General features: G+C 59.1%; 14 protein-coding genes. 7 read left to right on the forward strand and 7 right to left on the reverse strand.

The genetic code is table 11. The annotated features are described in order from the left end of the window. Positions 1-150: 150 nt before the first annotated feature. Positions 151-1,590 (reverse strand): dihydropyrimidinase, encoded by a 1,440-nt coding sequence (gene hydA / locus J4E42_RS16235; RefSeq protein WP_008024835.1) that lies wholly within the window; start codon positions 1,588-1,590, stop codon positions 151-153. Between the two features lie 552 nt (positions 1,591-2,142). Between hydA and J4E42_RS16240 the strand changes: the two genes are divergently transcribed. The 5 genes from J4E42_RS16240 (at position 2,143) to J4E42_RS16260 (ending at position 8,036) form a co-directional block, all read left to right on the forward strand. Further along, on the forward strand, positions 2,143-3,627 hold the full coding sequence (locus J4E42_RS16240) for an NCS1 family nucleobase:cation symporter-1 (RefSeq protein WP_008036778.1): 1,485 nt from the start codon (positions 2,143-2,145) through the stop codon (positions 3,625-3,627). A gap of 140 nt (positions 3,628-3,767) precedes the next feature. Beyond that, positions 3,768-5,051: a Zn-dependent hydrolase gene (locus tag J4E42_RS16245; RefSeq protein ID WP_008036779.1), complete on the forward strand. Its 1,284-nt coding sequence runs from the start codon at positions 3,768-3,770 to the stop codon at positions 5,049-5,051. Between the two features lie 208 nt (positions 5,052-5,259). Beyond that, positions 5,260-6,756, forward strand: coding sequence for a helix-turn-helix transcriptional regulator (locus J4E42_RS16250; protein ID WP_207285650.1), 1,497 nt, complete (start codon positions 5,260-5,262; stop codon positions 6,754-6,756). A gap of 176 nt (positions 6,757-6,932) precedes the next feature. Continuing rightward, a complete protein-coding gene (locus tag J4E42_RS16255; protein WP_207285651.1) occupies positions 6,933-7,184 on the forward strand; it encodes a DUF1652 domain-containing protein in 252 nt (83 codons plus the stop codon). A gap of 135 nt (positions 7,185-7,319) precedes the next feature. Continuing rightward, a complete protein-coding gene (locus J4E42_RS16260; RefSeq protein WP_207285652.1) occupies positions 7,320-8,036 on the forward strand; it encodes a hypothetical protein in 717 nt (238 codons plus the stop codon). A 632-nt stretch (positions 8,037-8,668) separates the two neighbouring features. Here J4E42_RS16260 and J4E42_RS16265 read toward each other — a convergent pair. The 5 genes from J4E42_RS16265 to J4E42_RS16285 form a co-directional block, all read right to left on the reverse strand. After that, a complete protein-coding gene (locus J4E42_RS16265; RefSeq protein ID WP_008036792.1) occupies positions 8,669-9,436 on the reverse strand; it encodes an SDR family oxidoreductase in 768 nt (255 codons plus the stop codon). Positions 9,437-9,603: 167 nt separating this feature from the next. Further along, entirely contained in the window at positions 9,604-10,671 is a 1,068-nt protein-coding gene (locus tag J4E42_RS16270) for a phosphotransferase family protein (RefSeq protein WP_008024825.1), read from the reverse strand. Between the two features lie 143 nt (positions 10,672-10,814). Continuing rightward, the gene (locus J4E42_RS16275; RefSeq protein ID WP_192227462.1) at positions 10,815-11,780 is read right to left on the reverse strand and encodes a 2-hydroxyacid dehydrogenase; all 966 of its coding nucleotides are present in this window, start codon (positions 11,778-11,780) and stop codon (positions 10,815-10,817) included. A gap of 111 nt (positions 11,781-11,891) precedes the next feature. Further along, positions 11,892-12,476 (reverse strand): TetR/AcrR family transcriptional regulator, encoded by a 585-nt coding sequence (locus J4E42_RS16280; protein ID WP_207285653.1) that lies wholly within the window; start codon positions 12,474-12,476, stop codon positions 11,892-11,894. Between the two features lie 29 nt (positions 12,477-12,505). Beyond that, entirely contained in the window at positions 12,506-12,889 is a 384-nt protein-coding gene (locus tag J4E42_RS16285; RefSeq protein WP_207285654.1) for a tautomerase family protein, read from the reverse strand. Positions 12,890-13,263: 374 nt separating this feature from the next. On the opposite strand from J4E42_RS16285, the gene J4E42_RS16290 reads away from it, so the two are divergent. Beyond that, complete coding sequence (locus J4E42_RS16290; RefSeq protein WP_008036815.1) at positions 13,264-14,544, forward strand: HAAAP family serine/threonine permease; 1,281 nt, start codon at positions 13,264-13,266, stop codon at positions 14,542-14,544. A 986-nt stretch (positions 14,545-15,530) separates the two neighbouring features. Beyond that, positions 15,531-17,192 (forward strand): SulP family inorganic anion transporter, encoded by a 1,662-nt coding sequence (locus J4E42_RS16295; protein WP_207285655.1) that lies wholly within the window; start codon positions 15,531-15,533, stop codon positions 17,190-17,192. Positions 17,193-17,369: 177 nt separating this feature from the next. Here J4E42_RS16295 and acnB read toward each other — a convergent pair whose 3' ends face one another. Next, positions 17,370-19,979, reverse strand: a complete 2,610-nt coding sequence (gene acnB / locus J4E42_RS16300; RefSeq protein ID WP_032832425.1) for a bifunctional aconitate hydratase 2/2-methylisocitrate dehydratase — start codon at positions 19,977-19,979, stop codon at positions 17,370-17,372. Positions 19,980-20,301: the final 322 nt, after the last annotated feature.

The raw sequence follows: 20,301 nt of genomic DNA on the forward strand, positions 1-20,301 counted from the left end.
TTGGCCTCACGGTTATTTGAGGTAACTGCCTCTGATGGGCATTGGTTTTTTGTCGCCTGGGCCGACGCCATCGCCAGCAAGCTGGCTCCTACAGTTGAAATGCATTCCCCTGTAGGAGCTGGCTTGCCAGCGATAGGCCGAAGGCCGCTCTCAGCGTTTCACTGCTACAGGCTGATTCAACTCCGCCCGCTTGCTCAGCAAATCAAACACCGCCGGATACGCCGGCCGTTCGACATAGCGCCCGGCTCCACGCTCGGCGCGCAAATCACCGTCCGCCCAGACCACCCGGCCCTGGCTGATCGTATGGCTCGGCACACCGCGCACGGTCTTGCCTTCGAAGATGTTGAAGTCGACCTGCTGGTGATGAGTCTTCGCCGAAATCGTGCGCGTGCCTTCGGGATCCCACAGCACCAGATCCGCATCGGCACCCACGCGAATCGCACCTTTACGCGGGTAGAGGTTGAAGATCTTCGCGGTGTTGGTGGAGGTGAGCGCCACAAAGTGCTGCATCGAAAAACGCCCGGTGTTCACTCCTTCATCCCACAACACGGCCATGCGGTCTTCGATACCGGCAGTGCCATTCGGGATTTTGCTGAAGTCGTCTCGGCCTGCGGCTTTTTGCTCGGCGCAGAAACAGCAGTGGTCGGTGGCGGTGGTGTGCAGGTTGCCGGACTGCAAGCCATGCCAAAGCGCTTCCTGATGGCCGCGAGGACGGAAGGGCGGGCTCATCACATAACCGGCGGCGGTCTGCCAGTCCGGATGCTGGTAGACACTGTCATCCAGCAGCAAATGCCCGGCCAGCACTTCGCCGTAGACTGGCTGGCCCTTGCTGCGGGCGTAGGTGATTTCGTCGAGGGCCTCCTTGGTCGACACGTGAACCAGGTACAGCGGCGTGCCCAGGGTTTCGGCGATACGAATCGCCCGGCTCGCCGCTTCACCTTCGACTTGCGAAGGGCGCGACAGCGGATGCGCTTCAGGGCCGGTAATGCCTTGGGCCATCAACTTGCGTTGCAGGTGATAAACCAGTTCTCCGTTTTCCGCATGCACGGTCGGCACGGCGCCCAATTCCAGGCAGCGCTCGAAACTCGCTACGAGGGTGTCATCGGCCGCCATGATCGCGTTCTTGTAGGCCATGAAATGCTTGAAGCTGTTGACCCCGTGATGGCTGACCAGCTCGGCCATTTCCTCACGGACCTGCTCGCTCCACCAGGTGATCGCCACGTGGAAGCCATAGTCCGACGCTGATTTTTCCGCCCAGCCGCGCCACTGATGAAACGCTTCCATCAACGACTGCTGCGGGTTGGGAATCACGAAGTCGATGATCGACGTGGTGCCACCGGCAAGTCCCGCCGCCGTGCCACTGAAAAAGTCTTCACTGGCCACGGTGCCCATGAAGGGCAGTTGCATGTGCGTGTGCGGGTCGATGCCGCCGGGCATCAGGTATTGGCCGCTGCCGTCGAGCACTTCGGCACCCGCCGGAACATCAAGATTGTCACCGATGGCTTTGATCACGCCGTCGGCGCAATAGACGTCGGCGCGATAACTTTCATCATGGGTAATAACGGTGGCGCCACGGATCAACAGAGACATTCCGAGTTCCTCGCAGGCAATGACTGACTGGTGTCAGTTCTAACTGTTTTATAGGCAGCAGGCGTCAACGGTCATATTCCTGTCAACGCTGTCAGGATTAGAAGCTAGTATGAGTTCAAGGATTGAGCAAGAATATTTTTTATATGCATATAACAGTTTTAAGTTGTTGATTAATAATAACTAAATCGATTAATCACCAAAATGGTGAGGCCTCTCACCATTTTGACGCACTTGACAGGTTCCAAAAATAGACGAGATTTCTTATGTGAAATCAGCCGCTTGAGAATGGTCTATGGTTGATGCGCAACTTTGAAAAAAAGATCGACGCACCAGATTGAGTCCTGACGGTTCGGACAACTTGCCTGGCCTTTAGCCTGAGAGAACAGACACGTCGCCGAGTACTCACTGGAGATAGATATAAAACTGATCAACATCAGTTAGTTGCAAAGCTTTTATGGAACTGCCCGATGCGTATTCGGAGTGCCCGGCACGTTTATTGATGCCGCCAGCCCCCGATGAGCAAAAAATAATTCAAAGAACAGTGGAGCGGCCATGCAACAGATCAGATCGCAAGTGACCGAACGCGACGGCTTGTTCGAGCTCGAAGCCGGCAGCGATGTCCTCGACAGTCCCCGATACAACCACGACATGGCACCGACCAAGGTGCGCGAACGAACCTGGAACAAATGGCACATCACCGCGCTATGGGTCGGCATGGCGATCTGCGTGCCGACCTACACCCTCGGCGGTGTGCTGACCGCCTATTTCGGCCTGACGGTGGGCGAGGCGCTGGTGGCAATTCTGCTTGCCAACATCATTGTGTTGATCCCGCTGACCCTGAATGCTTTCCCCGGCACTAAATACGGCATTCCGTTTCCGGTGTTGTTGCGTTCGTCCTTCGGCATCCTCGGTTCCAATATTCCCTGCCTGATCCGTGCGCTGGTGGCGTGTGGCTGGTTCGGCATCCAGACGATGTTCGGCGGGCTGGCGATTCACCTGTTTCTGGGCTCGGTGTTTGAGGGCTGGAAGTCCCTCGGTGGCACCGGCGAAGTCATCGGTTTCATGGTCTTCTGGGCGCTGAACCTGTGGGTGGTGATTCGCGGCGCCGACTCGATCAAATGGCTTGAAACGCTGTCCGCGCCGCTGCTGGTGCTGGTGGGTGTCGGTCTGCTGGTGTGGGCGATGCCGAACGTGTCGATGACCGAGTTGCTGGCGATCCCGGCCAAGCGTCCGGAAGGCGCCAGTGTGGTCAGCTATTTCGCCGCCGGGCTGACCGCGATGGTCGGGTTCTGGGCGACGTTGTCGCTGAATATTCCCGACTTCAGCCGCTATGCGAAGAGCCAGAAAGACCAGATTGTCGGGCAGATCATCGGCTTGCCGCTGACCATGTTCCTGTTCGCCTCGCTGGGCGTGGTGATGACTGCCGCGTCGGTGAAACTGGTGGGCGTGACCGTCTCCGATCCCGTGACGTTGATCGGCCATATCCAGAGCCCGGTCTGGGTGGCGCTGGCCATGGCGTTGATCATCATCGCCACGCTGTCCACCAACACCGCGGCCAACATCGTGTCGCCGACCAACGACTTCCAGAACATCGCGCCGAAGGTGATCAACCGCACCAAGGCGGTGTTGCTCACCGGGCTGGTGGGGTTGTTGCTGATGGGCCATGAATTGCTGAAGAAGCTTGGGCTGATTGTCTCGGACCTGAGCCTGGAAACGGTCTATTCGAACTGGCTGCTGGGTTATTCGAGCCTGCTCGGGCCCATCGCCGGGATCATGGTGGTGGACTATTTCCTGATCAAGAAACAGCAACTGGACCTGGCCGGGTTGTATCGCGATGACGTGTACCCGGCGTGGAACTGGTATGGATTTATCGCGTTCGGCGTGCCGGTGGTGCTGACGTTACTGTCGTTGGGCAGCGATGCGTTCAGCTGGTTTTACAGTTATGGCTGGTTCACTGGCTCGGCGCTGGGCGGGTTGATTTATTACGGGTTGTGCTCGGTGCGGCCCAGCCCGTCTATCGCGAAATCTCCGGTGTGAGGGATGGCCCTATCGCCGGCAAGCCGGCTCCTACAGTTGAAATGCGTCCCCCTGTAGGAGCCGGCTTGCCGGCGATGGCGGCCTCAAATACACCAAAGAATTGCCTGAAAAACCTATAACAACTGCCTGAGGAGATCACCATGAACGCGGCCGTAGACGTTCTGCAATCCACCCATCAGCACATCAACCGCGACCGCCTGTGGCAGTCGCTCATGGACCTGGCCCGGCTTGGCGCCACGGTCAAGGGCGGAGTGTGTCGCCTGGCCCTGACCGACCTCGATCGCCAGGCCCGGGACATTTTCGTCAGGTGGTGCGAGGAGGCTGGGTGCACCGTCAGCATCGACGCCGTCGGCAATATCTTCGCCCGTCGCCCCGGCCGCAACCCGAACCTGCCGCCGGTGATGACCGGCAGCCACATCGACACCCAACCCACCGGCGGCAAGTTCGACGGCTGCTTCGGCGTACTGGCCGGGGTCGAAGTGCTGCGCACCCTCAACGACCTGGGCGTGGAAACCGAAGCGCCGTTGGAAGTGGTGGTCTGGACCAACGAAGAAGGCTCGCGTTTCGCCCCGTGCATGATGGGCTCTGGCGTGTTTGCGGAAAAATTCACCCTCGAAGAAACCCTCGCCAAGGTCGACGCCGAAGGCATTACCGTCGGTGAAGCGCTGAACGCCATCGGCTATGCCGGGCCACGCAAAGTCAGCGGTCACGCGGTCGGCGCGTATTTCGAAGCCCACATCGAGCAAGGCCCGATCCTTGAGGACGAACACAAAACCATCGGTGTGGTGATGGGCGCCCTCGGGCAGAAATGGTTCGACCTGAAACTGCGCGGCGTCGAAGCCCACGCCGGCCCGACTCCGATGCACCTGCGCAAAGATGCACTGGTTGGCGCCGCCGTGATCGTCGGTGCGGTCAACCGCGCCGCCCTCGGCCATCAACCCCACGCGTGTGGCACCGTCGGTTGCCTGCAAGCCTATCCCGGCTCACGCAACGTCATCCCCGGTGAAGTGCGCATGACCCTCGATTTCCGTCACCTGGAACCGGCGAGGCTGGACTCGATGATCGCTGAAGTCCGCGAAGTGATCGAAACCACCTGTGAAGAACACGGCCTGACCTACGAACTGACCCCCACCGCCGACTTCCCGCCGCTGTACTTCGACAAGGGCTGCGTCGAAGCGGTACGCGGTGCTGCGCAAGGGCTCGGCTTGTCGCACATGGACATCGTCAGCGGAGCAGGGCACGACGCAATCTTCCTCGCGGAGCTCGGCCCGGCCGGGATGATCTTCGTCCCGTGCGAAGGCGGCATCAGCCACAACGAAATCGAAAACGCCGCGCCGGATGACCTGGCGGCGGGGTGTGCGGTGTTGTTGCGGGCGATGCTGGCGGCTTCGGCGGCGATTGCCGGGGGGCAGCTCGCGGCATAAACGTTAGAAATTCGCGTAAGCCCATGTAGGAGCGAAGCTTGCTCGCGAAGGCGCCCGTTCAATCGACAGTGATAGTGAAGTCGATGGCCCCTTCGCGAGCAAGCTTCGCTCCTACGGATTCGGATGTTTGCCGCACGATCCCCACACCTCGCGGTCGTAATCTTCACAGAGCGCCACACGTTGGCGCGGCCGCCATTGTGGAGATCCAATGAGCCAGGACGTCCTGACCACCGAAACCAATCGCCGCCAGTTGCAGCAGATCATTGCCGGTTTGTCCGACGGGGTGATTCTGCTGGAGCTCGACCAGACCATTGTGTGGGCCAATGATGCTGCGCTGGCCATGCACGGCGTCAGCCGGATCAGCGAGTTGGGCGCGAACGCCAGGGAGTATGCCCGGCGTTTCGCGTTGCGCTATCGCAATAACCACCCGGTGGCGGCCGACAATTACCCGATCAACCGGGTTGCCCGGGGCGAGACCTTCAGCGATGTGTTGGTGGAGGTGACACCGACCGCCGACGAGGAGCGCACCTGGGTTCACAACGTGCGCAGCATGGTCCTGGCCGACAGTGCCGGGGCGCCGGAGTCGCTGGTGCTGATCATGGATGATGTCACCGAGTGGGCCAGCGCCGAGCAGCGCTTCGAAAAGACGTTCAACGCCAACCCGGCCCCGGCGGTGATCTGCCGCCTCAGCGATTTGCGCTACATCAAGGTCAATTCGGGTTTTCTGGACATGACCGGGTATGCCCGCGATCAAGTCATCGGTGTTTCGACCTATGAACTGGACGTCCTTGAAGGCGCCGAAAAGAAAGACCTGGCGATCGAGCGTTTGCGCGAAAACACCACCATTCCCCAAATGCAGGCTGAGCTGAAGTTGGCCGATGGCAGCAGCAAACAGGTCATCGTCGCAGGGCAGCCGCTGGAGCTGAACGACGAAGACTGCATGCTGTTTTCTTTCGTCGACATGGAGCCACGGCACAAGGCTGAAGTTGCCCTGCGCCAGAGCGAGGAACGTTTCGCCAAGGCCTTTCGATTGACCCCGGTGCCCACCCTCGTGTGCGGTGCTGGCGATCAGGTGGTGATCGACGTCAACGAAGCCTTCCTTGATACGCTCGCGTACCCCAGCGAAGACGTATTGGGCAAGACCCTCGCGGAGATCGATTTCATCCACGACCAAGGCGACCGCACTCGGCTGTTTGCGGCGCTGGAGAAAACCGGCCGCCTTGATCGCATCGATGTGCGTATCCGAAAAAAAGACGCTCAACTGATCGATTGCGCGATTTGCGCCGACACCGTGAACATTCAGGACAATCCTTGTTATCTGCTGGTGTTGATGGACATTACCGAGCGCAAACGTACCGAGTTGGAGTTGGTGGCGGCCATCGAAGAAGTGATGCAAGACGCGTCCTGGTTCAGCCGTACGCTGATCGAAAAACTCGCCAATGTGAAGAGCGCCAATTCGCCGAAATTGCCCAGTGTGTCGTTTACCGACCTGACGGCCCGGGAGCGCGATGTGCTTGGCCTGATCTGCGAAGGCCTGGCCGACAAGGAAATCGCCGCGCGCCTGAAACTGGCCCCCAATACGGTGCGCAATCACGTATCGACGGTTTACTCCAAACTCGATGTGCACAGTCGCAGCGAGGCGATTGTCTGGGCACGCGAGCGGGGATTGTTTTCCGGTGAGTGGCGATCCAAAGGGCAGCGGTAAGGTGCAAATGCACTAGTTGAGGCAGTGCAAATGGATGTTCTGATCGGGCTCGGCGGTTTTTAGGCTGTAAGGGTGAGATACGAGTCTTCGCGTCCCCCTCGATACAGGAAAAGGAACCGTCACATGGTCACGTTCAGAGCGCACAGGTTTATGCGCCGTCGCCAAGGTGAATCGCAATGATTTCCCTGGCGCAATTACGTCTGCAACTGGAACGCAGTTTTTCGCCGCTGGCCTGTGAGTGCACGCTTACGGGGGATCATTCGCTCACAGTGAAGCTCTATCATCCGGTTTCCGGGCAGGTGGATCTGGTGGTCAGTGGGTTGAGCTTAACAACGCTCGGAACGCCGGACGCTGTGCAGGCGCTGATCGAAGAACTGCGTTATGAGCTTGAAAGCAATAGTCTGGGTCGACCGAATGCGATCCTGTAGGGGATTATCAAAAGTGAAGGGGGCTATAGCATTTTGTTCTAGTTGAACTGTCATGTTTGACAGTAGCTCTCTTGCCCGATCTTTCTGATAGTGGGCCGTGTCTTTTTAACACGGCGTTATCAGAGGGGTTTCATAATGGAAATCGAAACGAGCCGAAAGTTTTCAGAGCCTGACTCGTGGGAGGACTCAAAGATATTTGTAGATGGAGTCGAGCATCTGCCGGGTTCGCCGATTGCGCTGAAGGCGCCTGATTCACATGTTTTGAAGATCGTTTCGAACTTGTTGGACGGTAAACAAATCAGGCTGGAGGTGGTCGACGTCGAACTGGCCAATATCGATATAGCCCCGAAGGGTTGGGTGACAGTGAGCGGCGGCATCGCGGAGTTTACAATCACTCCACAATCCAATATCGGAAAAGCCACGTTGATATTGTTCGCGATGGACTTTACTGAGGTTTTGACGTTTCCATGCATTGTCACGCCGCCTCCTCATCCTTGGTATTCGGTTTCTTCAATTTACGTGGAGTCATCGTCTTGGAGCGGATTCGTACCACACGCAGGGCTTGTACCCGGTGTAAAGGCTGGCAGTAGTTTTAAAATTACGTTGAAGCCGGTAGGGGATAGTTTGCTTGGCAAACAGGTGGAGATGAAAACGTTGGATTCATGGCTTCCACCTGTTGTGACGCCGACGGAACCTCAGGTGATGGTAAAAGACGGTATTACCTGGCGTGTTGTCTTCACAACACCTGCGTTCGTAACGGCAAGGATTTTTTCCGCTGATGTTGCATCGTGGACCGGAATCACCTTCGTACCTTCCGGGTACAAAGTAGGAATAGCTTCTTCTGAAGAGTAGGGCTGCGCATCGGTATCAAGGGGGTTAATACACGCAGAGACTGGAACAACGATTGAGTCGGCATTCCAGGATTACCGCATGGCGTGACCTCTCTAATGGTCGTAGGCATTTGCACTGGCAGATTGGGCAAGAAACATCGATGCGGGGTGGCAGAAGCGGTCGAGTGGGCTATAAGCAATAAGTGGGTAAAACTCTGTGACTGGACCGTGAATAGGCGGAAATCCATTTGTTTCACAGATATCTGACAATCAGTTGCCGCGGGCCTACCTATGAACATTCTTGGGAAATGCACGTTTGCGCCTTTGTCGCTTGCCTTTTGCATAACAATACTCAGCGGTTGCGCCAGTCCACCACCGCCACCTCCCGCCGCCCCACCTCCGATACCTCAACGCACGTGTGACACGTCTGAAAAAACAGATGTGTTGGGTGACGCAAGGGCTGAAGGGCAGGTGACAAGGGAGACCACTTTGACTCGGTGCGTGACTCAATAGCTCCCTGTACCTGAGTTGTGGGTGAAAATTATCCCGGCTGAAAAGACGTAATTTTACATTTGGGTATGCAAGGCTTACCGCGATGGCGTTCTCGAGATTGCCATCGCCGGTAAGCCGGGCTCCTACAATTGACGGACTTTCTCAGGAAAGAAAACCGCCATCCACATTCAGCGAAACTCCCGTGGTGTAACTCGACGCATCACTCGCCAGATACAACACCGCCCCCGCCATTTCACTCGGATCCGCCACGCGCTTCAGCGGGATCTGCGCCAGTGCAGTCTTCAAAATCGCATCATTCTTCACCAGCGCCGAGGCAAACTTGGTGTCGGTCAGGCCCGGTAGCAGGGCGTTGCAGCGAATCCCGAACTGCGCACATTCCTTGGCGAACACCTTGGTCATGTTGATCACGGCTGCCTTGGTCACCGAGTAGATGCCCTGGAAAATTCCCGGCGAGATGCCGTTGATCGATGCCACGTTGATGATGCTGCCACCACCGTTGTCACGCATCAGTTTGCCCGCTTCCACGGACATGAAGAAGTAGCCGCGGATGTTGACGTCGACGGTTTTCTGGAAGGCGCTGAGGTCGGTGTCCAGTACGTTGCAGAACTGTGGGTTGGTCGCGGCGTTGTTGACCAGGATGTCCAGGCGGCCGAACTGTTCGCGGATGCCGGCGAAGACCTGGCTGATCTGTTCCATTTCGCCGATGTGGCACGCGACGGCGGTGGCTTTGCCGCCCGCAGCGATGATGGCGTCGGCGACGTGCTGGCAGCCCTCGAGTTTACGACTCGAGACGATGACGTGGGCACCTTGCTGGGCCAGGAGTTTGGCGATGGCTTCACCGATACCACGGCTGGCGCCGGAGACGAAAGCGATCTTGCCGTCGAGGTCGAACAACTGGGTCTTGGACATGGGAGTTCCTTGTTATAGGCCTGACATTTGTACTGTAGGAGCCAGCGATGCGGCGACCCGACTTGCCGGCGAAGAGCGATTACGCGGTATTACAGATACACCGCAGTGTCCAATTCGCCGGCAAGTCGGGTCGCCGCATCGCTGGCTCCTACAAGTGGTGTGTTGTATCAGAGGCTGGATTTCTGGATGACCTGCAAACTCATCTGCTCCAGCAGTTTGTTCATGTGAATGAACTGCGCGAAGCGTTTGTCCTGGGTCTGACCATGGAAGAAGCGGTAGTAGATCTGCTGCACGATGCCGGCAAGACGAAACAGGCCGTAGGTGTAGTAGAAGTCGAAGTTGTCGATCTGGATGCCCGAACGCTGGGCGTAGTAATCGACGAATTCGCGGCGGGTCAGCATGCCCGGTGCGTGGCTCGGCTGGCGGCGCATCATTTGCACCGGGGCCGGGTCGCCGGCTTCGATCCAGTAGGCGAGGGTGTTGCCCAGGTCCATCAGCGGATCGCCGAGGGTGGTGAGTTCCCAATCGAGCACGCCGATGATCTGCATCGGGTTGTTCGGGTCGAGGATCACGTTATCGAAGCGGTAGTCGTTGTGCACGATGCTTGAGGTCGGGTGATCGGCCGGCATTTTGTCGTTGAGCCAGGCTTTGACCACGTCCCATTGCGGAGCGTCCGGGGTCAGGGCTTTTTCGTAGCGATCGCTCCAGCCTTTGATCTGCCGCGCCACATAACCTTCGGGTTTGCCCAGATCACCGAGGCCATAGGCCTTGTAGTCGACCTGGTGCAGTTCAACGAACTTGTCGATGAAGCTCTTGCACAGGGCTTCGGTTTTCGCCGAATCCAGGCCCAGTTCCGGCGGCAGTTCGGAGCGCAGGATGATCCCGTTGACCCGTTCCATCACATAGAACTCGGCACCGATCACCGATTCGTCGGTGCAGTGCACGTAGGCTTTGGGGCAGTACGGAAAACCGTCGCGCAGTTGATTGAGGATGCGGAATTCGCGGCCCATGTCGTGGGCGGATTTGGCCTTGTGGCCAAACGGTGGCCGGCGCAGGACAAATTCCTGTTCGGGGTATTCCAGCAGGTAGGTGAGGTTCGACGCACCGCCGGGAAACTGGCTGATTTGCGGCAAACCGCTGAGGCCCGGAATGTGGGCCTTGAGGTACGGATCGATCAGGCTGGCATCGAGTTCTTCGCCGGAGCGGATACGGGTGGACTGGTCAGTAAGCGCCATGCTTATCCCTTCTGCTTATTCTGGAGGCCTGAGACTATTGGCTAATCTAATGTGCACACCCGGCACCGACAACCACGATCAGCCCTTATAGGTGAGCGTGTTGCCGGGCAATCATTGCTTTTGATACACCTGTTTGAATGTTGTCACAGCGCTGCCTGATTCGCATTGGCCGGCAGGGCGACTGGGGTGAGCACCGGTTCACCGGAAAAGAACGCCATCAGGTTGCGCCCGACCAGTTCGACCGTGCCTTGGGTCGCTTCCGGAGACAGTCCCGCGACGTGCGGCGTGAGGATGACATTGCTCAAGGCTTTCAAGGCCTCCGGCACCTGAGGTTCGTGGTCGAAGACATCCAGTGCCGCGCCGGCAATGCGTCGCTGTTCCAGTGCGCCGATCAGATCGGCGGTTACCACGACACTGGCCCGAGCGATGTTGACGAGAAAACCGTTGGGACCCAGCGCGTCTAGCACCGGGCGATTGATCAGGTTTCTGGTGCCGATTCCGCCGGGCGTGGCCACCACCAGGAAATCCGAGACGCGGGCCAGTTCGGTAGGCGTCGAACAGAAGCTGTATGGCACATCGCTGCGATGTTGGCGGTTGTGGTAGCTGACCGTCATGTCGAAGCCGTTGGCCGCGCGCCTGGAGATGGCCATGCCGACCGCGCCGAGGCCGAGGATGCCAAGGCGTTTGCCGGCGAGGGAAGGGCGCATGATCTTCGGCCACTCGCCCCGTCTTACGGCGGCGTCGCAGCGCGGGATATCACGCACCAGCGAGAGTAGCATCGCCATCGCATGGTCGGCGACCGAAGACGCGTTGACGCCGGCGCCGTTGGTGACGGTCAGGCCCCGGTCGGCGGCGGCTTGCAGGTCGACGTGTTCGTAGCCGGCACCGATCACGCAGATGATCTTCAGCGCCGGCAGCGCGGCTATTTCGTCAGCGTACAAACCTAACGGGCCACGGGTCAGGACCGCATCGATCCGGGCGCCGTGGGTGGCAATGGCCTCGGCGCGCTCGGCGGGGGTCGGTGCCAGAATCAGGTGAAACCCCTGATGCTCCAGAATCGGCAAGTAATCATTGATTGTTTCAACCAGTACCAGAACGGTTGCGGGCATGCTGGGCTCCTGTGACTTGAAAATCCCTAGAGATTGCTGGCTTCAAAGTGCATTGGCAACGATCAAGGTCGCAGCGCTACCAGATGATCATAGCGGAACAGGAGGGAGAGGTTATGGCGCTGTCAAAAAGCTGCGCGCCGCGTCCAGAATCTCATCGGACAACGGTTCGCCACGGGTCGCGCGGGCCAGCGTCAGGGCGCCGACCATCAAGGAGAACTGCACCAGCGCCTGCTGTCGATCGCGTTCGTCATCGCCAGTGTCCATCAGGGGGGCGAACGTGCCGAGCAATGAGTCGAGACCGTCCATGAACGTTTGGCGCAGGCCGCTTTCGGCGGCTTCGTGGCACATGTCACCGGCAAACGCCGTCACCGGGCAGCTGTCGCCCGGATTATCGCGGCTGGCTGCCGACAGGTAGGGTTTGATCAAGGCCTGACGGGCGGCGTTCTTGTCTTCATTGGCGGCGATCCAGTCTTTCCAGCGGTCTGCCGATTGCTGGAATGCGCGGCCACTGGCCTCCTGGGCCAAGGCCTCCTTGGACTCGAAATGCCCATAGAAACCGCCATGGGTCAGGCCTGCTGCCGCCATGACGTCGATGACGCTGATGCCATGCACGCCCCGTTCGCGAAACAGCCGCGTGGCCGCCTCGACGATAATCTCGCGGTTGAGTTCGGCTTGTTTGCGGGAAACACGGGGCATTGGCGGCTCACATAGATAAAGGATGGCGATCAGAGGGCGTACTGGGCAATTCCGTTGCCGAACGACCAGTTCTCTTTTTTCACTTCGACCAGATTAATGAAAACGTCCTCGAGGCGCACCGCCAGTTCAGCGTTAAGGCTCTCGGCGATGGTTTTATAGAGCAGTTTCTTCTGCTCGACGGTGCGGCCTTCGCTCAGGGTGATCTGAATCACCACCAGTTTGTCGCTGCGGTCGATCCCCAGGTATTGCGGGTCAAAGATGAAGTGCTGCTCGTCGTGTTCGGCGAGGATCTGGAAATTATCGTTTTCCGGCACGCCGATGGCGCTGTGCATGGCTGTGTAGATCAACTGCCCGATGCGTTTGGCGTGGGTGGGATCCTGATGCTTTTTGATGTCGATGCGAACCAGTGGCATGGAAGGTCTCCGGAAGGGATGCGGGTTTACTTAAAATACATGATGGCAAACCTTTATCAAGTCGAAGCTGGCTTTGGCGATGAAGCGTTTGTGCGTGATTGAGGCTCAACCGAAATTGTAGGAGCCGGCTTGCCGGCGAAAGATTTTGGATATTGCGGTTTTCTTCCGTCCGACATCGCTGGCAAGCCAGCTCCTACAGGGTGGTGTTCGCTGCAGATTTGCTGATCCGCACAACCATTCCTCAGCTAAGTCTTTGCTTCTGTTCATTAATCCCGGAGAATCGCGCCCCTGTTTCGGCCAGGGCGCTGCCTGTCGGATTTTTCCGACTCGTCCTGGCCGGGTAGCAACTGACCGGAATGTGGAGATCCCACCGGATGAATGATCAGGCCAATAGCGTTAACGAACGCTATGTAGCGGCGAACCCTGTCAGCCTTGAGGGCTGGAATCGTCATGACACCACCTGGATGCTCGGCCTGTTTGGCACGGCCATCGGGGCCGGTACCCTGTTTTTGCCGATCAATGCGGGTCTGGGCGGTTTCTGGCCGTTGCTGGTCCTGGCGCTGCTGGCGTTCCCCATGACGTTTTACGCGCACCGTGGCCTGACCCGCTTCGTGTTGTCCGGTCGTGAAGGCGCGGACATCACAGAAGTGGTGGAAGAGCATTTCGGCATCAAGGCCGGTGCGCTGATCACCTTGCTGTACTTCTTCGCGATCTTCCCGATCCTGCTGATCTACAGCGTGGCCCTGACCAACACCGTGGGCAGTTTCCTTGAGCATCAACTGCACATCATGCCGCCACCGCGCGCCGTGCTGTCGTTTGTGCTGATCCTCGGCCTGCTGGCGGTGGTGCGTTGCGGCGAGCAGGTGATCGTCAAGGCGATGAGCCTGATGGTCTATCCGTTCATCGTGGCGTTGCTGTTTCTGGCGGTGTTCCTGATTCCGCACTGGAACGGCGGCATCCTCACCACGGCATCGACGCTGCCTGAGCCGTCGGCGCTGCTGCACACCTTGTGGCTGGCGATCCCGGTGATGGTGTTCTCGTTCAACCACTCGCCGATCATCTCGGCGTTCGCGGTGGACCAGAAGCGTCGCTACGGCGACCACGCGGAAGAGCGCAGCTCGCAGATCCTGTCCCGCGCCCATGTGTTGATGGTGGTGATGGTGCTGTTCTTCGTGTTCAGCTGCGTGCTGACCCTGTCGCCGGCGCAACTGGCGGAAGCGAAGGCGCAGAACCTGTCGATCCTGTCGTACCTGGCCAACCACTTCAGCAACCCGACCATCGCGTTTGCGGCGCCGTTGATTGCGTTTGTGGCGATTTCCAAGTCGTTCCTCGGGCATTACATCGGTGCCAGTGAAGGTCTGAAAGGTCTGATCGTGAAGAGCGGCAAGCGTCCGGCAGCCAAGACGCTGGACCGTATGACCGCGGCGTTCATGCTGGTGGTGTGCTGGATTGTGGCGACGCTGAATCCGAGCATTCTGGGGATGATCGAGACCCTCGGTGGCCCGATCATTGCGGCGATTCTGTTCCTGATGCCGATGTATGCGATCCGCAAGGTGCCGGCGATGGCACGTTTCCGTGGTCAAGCGTCGAATGTGTTTGTGACGGCGGTTGGTTTGGTGGCTATTTCGGCGTTGATTTATTCGCTGAGCGCTTGATTGTTGTTGTTTGCTTGATTGGTTGAGATGACGGCTGATCCGCTTTGCGGGTTGGCCGTTTTTTTTGTGCGCTGGTTTTTTGAGGGGGGGGCATATCCGTTGCTGCGGTCACGGCTGCTAATGGTTTCGCCCTTACGGCGAGTCACTTGGAGAAGCGCCAAGTAACCAAGCGCTCTTGCCCCTTTCGTTCGGTGGCTCGCTAATGCTCGCCATACCCTCGCTCCGGTCCTGCTCCGTGGGCCCGCCGCCATCGGCCATCCATGGCCGGGGGCGGCTAACCCGGCATCCATGCCGGGTTGCCCACTGCGCAGAACCTGCGCTCGGCCTCTCGAGGGGGCGCTCAGATCAAAAGCGGAAGGCGAGCTAACGCTCGGCCTGATGAGTGGTGGAAATCAAAAGCGCATGGAATTCCCTGTAGGAGCCGGCTTGCCGGCGAAAATCGTCTGGACAACGCGTTCATTCAGACAGCCCTCGTTATCGTTGACGCCCATCGCCAGCAAGCTGGCTCCTACAGGGGATCGGTGTACATGTCCGGAATGAGTGAGCGCATCAGAGAAGGACAACGCGTACGCAAATGAGCCAGGTCGGCTTTCAGGCCGCCTCGGCGGCTGTGGCGGTAGTCGCCCCCTCGAGAGGCCGAGTGGAGGTTCTGCGCAGTGGGCAACCCGGCATGGATGCCGGGTTAGCCGCGCACGGCCAAGGATGGCCGATCGCGGCGTGCCCACGGAGCAGGACCGGAGCGAGGGCATGCCGAGCATTAGCGAGGCACCGAACGAAAGGGGCAAGAGCCCTTGGTTACTTGGGGCTCTTCCAAGTGACTCGCCGTAAGGGCGAAACCAATAGCCGCCGTAACCCAAAAAACGGATATGCACACGGCCAGCGTTTTTATGGCATGGCACCTGATCCAGAACACCTGTCCCCAGGGATAAACAGCTAAGCTGCGGCTGCATCGGCGCGCCGTAAAGCGCCGTCTCTGGAGACGCTACATGGCTCGTATCCCCGGCGCATCGGCGCAACCCCGTGCCGATACACCTGACCGTTGGCTGGATGTACTGGCCGGCCTGTCGATTGCCGGGTTGTTGCTGCCCGAGGCGGTCGCCTATTCCAGCATTGCCGCGTTGCCGCCACAGGCCGGGGTGATTGCCTTGTTTGCCGGGCTGCTGTGTTACGGACTGTTCGGCACCAGCCGGTTCGCCATCGTGTCCGCGACCTCGTCGTCAGCGGCCGTTCTGGCTGCCGCCACCGCCGCGCTGGCCAATGGCGATCCGGCCTTGCGTATGAGTCTGGCGATCGGCCTGGTGCTGATGACCGGAGGTTTCTTCCTGTTGGCCGGGTTATTCAAGCTCGGCAGCGTCACCTCATTCATCGCCAAACCGGTGCTGCGCGGCTTTGCAGTGGGGCTGGCCGTGACCATCATCCTCAAACAAGTGGCGAGCATCGTCGACGTCCACTTGAGCACCGGCAACCTGATCCGTTTCCTGCCGCAACTGCTGGAGCAGTGGCCGCAGTGGAATAAAGTCGGGGCATTGGTCGGGGCGGTGGCGTTGCTGGTGTTGTGGCTGTGCGCGCGGGTCAGGCGTTTGCCTGGCGGTTTGCTGGTGGTGACGCTCGGCATCGCGGCGGGCCAATGGCTGAACCTGCCAGCCTACGGGGTCAAGCTGATCGGCGTCATCGATCTGAGCCTCGAAGTGCCGCAGCTCCCGGTGTTGCCGTTCACTGACTGGTTGCGCTTGGGTGAACTCGCGTTCGCCATGGTGATGATCCTGTATGCCGAGTCTTACGGCTCGATCAGCTCGTTTGCGCTCAAACACGGCGACCGGGTGTCTTCCAACCGCGATCTGCTGGCCCTCGGTGCGGCCAATCTTTTATCGGGACTGTTTCATGGCATGCCCGCAGGCGCTGGTTATTCTGCGACATCGGCCAATGAAGCGGCGGGGGCCGGTTCGCGTCTGGCCGGGACTGTGGCGGCCGGGGTGGTGTTGCTCATCGTCCTGACGGTGTTGCCGTGGATCGCCCTGACTCCCGAGCCGGTGCTGGCCGCCATCGTCATTCATGCCTTGGCCCGTGGCTTGAGCCTTCAACCGTTGGGCCGGTATTTCATCTGGCGTCGCGATCGCCTGCTGGTGATTTGCGCGGTAGCGGCGGTGCTGGTGCTGGGCGTGCTTGACGGCTTGCTGCTGGCAGTGGCGATCAGCGTGGTGCTGATGCTCAAGCAGATGTCGTCGGCGGACATCCAGGTGTTGGGGCAAATGGCCGGAGGTCACGATTTTATTGACCTGCAACGACATCCCGACGCGAAGGAAATCCCCGGTGTGCTGATCGTGCGGCCCAGCGAGGCGCTGTTTTTCGCCAATGTGGAGCGCATTCTCGGTGGTGCATTGCGCCTGGCGAGGCACGCGGAGCCGCCGGTGCATACGGTTATCCTCAGTCTCGAAGAGTCGCCCGATCTGGACGGCACCAGCATCGAAGCGCTGGAAGCGTTCTTTTTGCAGGTGCGCGCCGAGGACAAACTGCTGATCCTGGCGCGGCTCAAGCATCAGGCAAAAGCGGCGCTGTCGAAGTTGCCGGCGCAAGAACTGGAGCAGGTGATTCTCAGCGGCTTGAGTGTCGATGTTGCCGTCCAACAAGCCCTGAAGCTATCCGCATAACCCTGTGGGAGCGAGACCGGCTTGCCGGCGATAGCGGAGGATCAGTCAACATCGATATGAATGTACTACCGCTATCGCGAGCAGGCTCGCTCCCACAGGGGATTGGTGCAAACCTTTCGGGCATAAAAAAACGCCGCTCATCTCACGATGGGCGGCGTTTTTTACAGCGTTGTAACGTTAGGCTTGAACGACCGGGATATTGGCGTTCGCAGCAACTTCACGGAACTCGGCGATCTGGTCGAAGGACAGGTAGCGGTAAACATCAGCCGCCATGCTGTCGATCTTGCCAGCGTATTCCATGTACTCCTCGACGGTCGGCAGGCGACCCAGGATGGACGCAACGGACGCCAGCTCGGCCGAAGCCAGGTAGACGTTCGCGCCGTCACCCAGACGGTTCGGGAAGTTACGGGTCGAAGTCGACACAACAGTCGAGTTCGGCTCTACACGTGCCTGGTTACCCATGCACAGCGAGCAGCCTGGCATTTCCATGCGGGCGCCAGCCTTGCCGTAGATGCCGTAGTAGCCTTCTTCGGTCAGTTGGTGAGCGTCCATCTTGGTCGGCGGCGACAGCCACAGACGGGTTGGCAGCTGACCCTTGACCTGATCCAGCAGTTTACCGGCAGCGCGGAAGTGACCGATGTTGGTCATGCACGAACCGATGAACACTTCGTCGATCTTCTCGCCAGCAACGCTGGACAGCAGACGGGCGTCGTCCGGATCGTTCGGCGCGCAGAGCACAGGCTCTTTGATGTCGGCCAGGTCGATTTCGATGACTTCAGCGTATTCGGCGTCAGCATCGGCAACCATCAACTCTGGGTTGGCAACCCAGGCTTCCATCGCTTGAGCGCGACGTTCCAGGGTACGTGCATCGCCGTAGCCTTCGCCGATCATCCAGCGCAGCAGGGTGATGTTGGAGTTCAGGTACTCGGTGATCGACTCTTTCGACAGCTTGATGGTGCAACCGGCAGCCGAACGTTCAGCCGAGGCGTCGGACAGCTCGAAAGCCTGTTCGATGCTCAGGTTGTCCAGGCCTTCGATTTCCAGGATGCGGCCGGAGAAGGCGTTCTTCTTGCCTTTCTTCTCAACAGTCAGCAGGCCAGCCTGAATCGCGAAGTAAGGAATGGCGTGAACCAGGTCACGCAGGGTGACGCCCGGTTGCATTTTGCCTTTGAAGCGCACCAGGATCGATTCCGGCATGTCCAGCGGCATAACGCCAGTGGCGGCGGCGAACGCTACCAGACCGGAACCGGCCGGGAACGAAATGCCCATCGGGAAACGGGTGTGCGAGTCACCACCGGTACCGACGGTGTCCGGCAGCAGCATGCGGTTCAGCCAGCTGTGGATGATGCCGTCGCCCGGACGCAGGGAAACGCCGCCGCGGGTCATGATGAAGTCTGGCAGGGTGTGGTGGGTGGTCACGTCGATCGGCTTAGGGTAAGCCGCGGTGTGGCAGAAGGACTGCATTACCAGATCGGTCGAGAAGCCCAGGCACGCCAGGTCTTTCAGTTCGTCACGGGTCATCGGACCGGTGGTGTCCTGAGAGCCGACGGTGGTCATTTTCGGTTCGCAGTAGGTGCCAGGACGAACGCCTTTGCCTTCTGGCAGACCGCACGCCTTGCCGACCATTTTCTGTGCCAGGGTGTAGCCCTTGCCGGTGTCGACAGGTGCTTCAGGCAGTTTGAACAGGTCGGTAGGGCCCAGGCCCAGTTCGGCACGTGCCTTGTCGGTCAGACCGCGACCGATGATCAGCGGAATACGGCCGCCGGCACGAACTTCGTCCAACAGGACCGGGGTCTTCATTTCGAAGGTGGTCAGGACTTCGTCGGTGCCGTGTTTGCAGACTTTGCCAGCATGCGGGTACAGGTCGATCACGTCGCCCATGTTCATGTTGGTAACGTCGAATTCGATCGGCAGTGCGCCGGCATCTTCCATGGTGTTGTAGAAGATCGGAGCGATTTTGCTGCCGAAGCAGAAACCGCCGGCACGCTTGTTCGGCACGTAAGGAACGTCGTCGCCGAAGAACCACAGCACCGAGTTGGTGGCGGATTTACGCGAAGAACCGGTACCGACCACGTCACCGACGTAGGCGATAGGGAAGCCTTGACCGCGCATTTCTTCGATCTGCTTCATCGGGCCGGTGACACCCTGGACGTCAGGCACGATGCCTTCGCGGGCCATTTTCAGCATGGCGAGGGCGTGCAGCGGGATGTCCGGGCGGGACCAGGCGTCCGGAGCAGGGGACAGGTCGTCGGTGTTGGTTTCGCCGGTGACCTTGAACACGCGCAGGCTGATCTTGTCGGCCAGGACAGGGCGGTTGCGGAACCACTCGCCGTCAGCCCAGGACTGGATCACGCCTTTGGCGTGTTCGTTGCCGTTGCGGGCTTTTTCCGCGACGTCGTGGAACGCATCGAACATCAGCAGGGTGTGCTTGAGCTGAGCGGCAGCGACAGCAGCCAGTTCGGCGTTGTCGAGCAGGTCAACCAGGGTCACGATGTTGTAGCCGCCCTGCATGGTGCCGAGCAGTTCTACAGCGCGTTTCTTGTCGATCAGAGGGGAAGTGGCTTCGCCTTTGGCCAGGGCAGACAGGAAACCTGCCTTTACATAGGCCGCTTCGTCCACGCCAGGCGGAATGCGATTGGTGATCAGGTCAACGAGGAAAGCTTCTTCGCCAGCCGGGGGATTCTTCAGCAGCTCAACCAGGCCTGCAGTTTGTTCGGCGTTAAGCGGCTGGGGAACGATACCCAGTGCTGCACGCTCTTCGATATGTTTGCGGTAGGCTTCAAGCACAGTTATTACCCTCATCAGTGGTCCCAAATGGGTGTCCGGGACGCTCATCCCGAAATTGCCGTACTCATGCGCTGCGTGGCGTTGTGGGCCACTTAGCCAGAATTACCGACAATTCCTTACAGAAGCTGCTTTCAAAGTTTTACGCCTGCAGAACGGGGAGCTGATGAGGGTTGGCGTTGGGCTTTTCCCCGCTGGAAAAACCCTTCGCCAACACCGCTCTGAAGGAACGACTGTGCTCGTGACGCTTTGAAAACAGCTTCTAACGGACATTGGCGCCTTAAAAGGCTGGCTGATTCTACGGCAAAAAAAATTTAAAGGTAAG

Source organism: Pseudomonas sp. FW300-N2A2, from assembly GCF_017351735.1.
In the GTDB taxonomy this organism is placed as follows: Bacteria; Pseudomonadota; Gammaproteobacteria; order Pseudomonadales; family Pseudomonadaceae; genus Aquipseudomonas; species Aquipseudomonas migulae.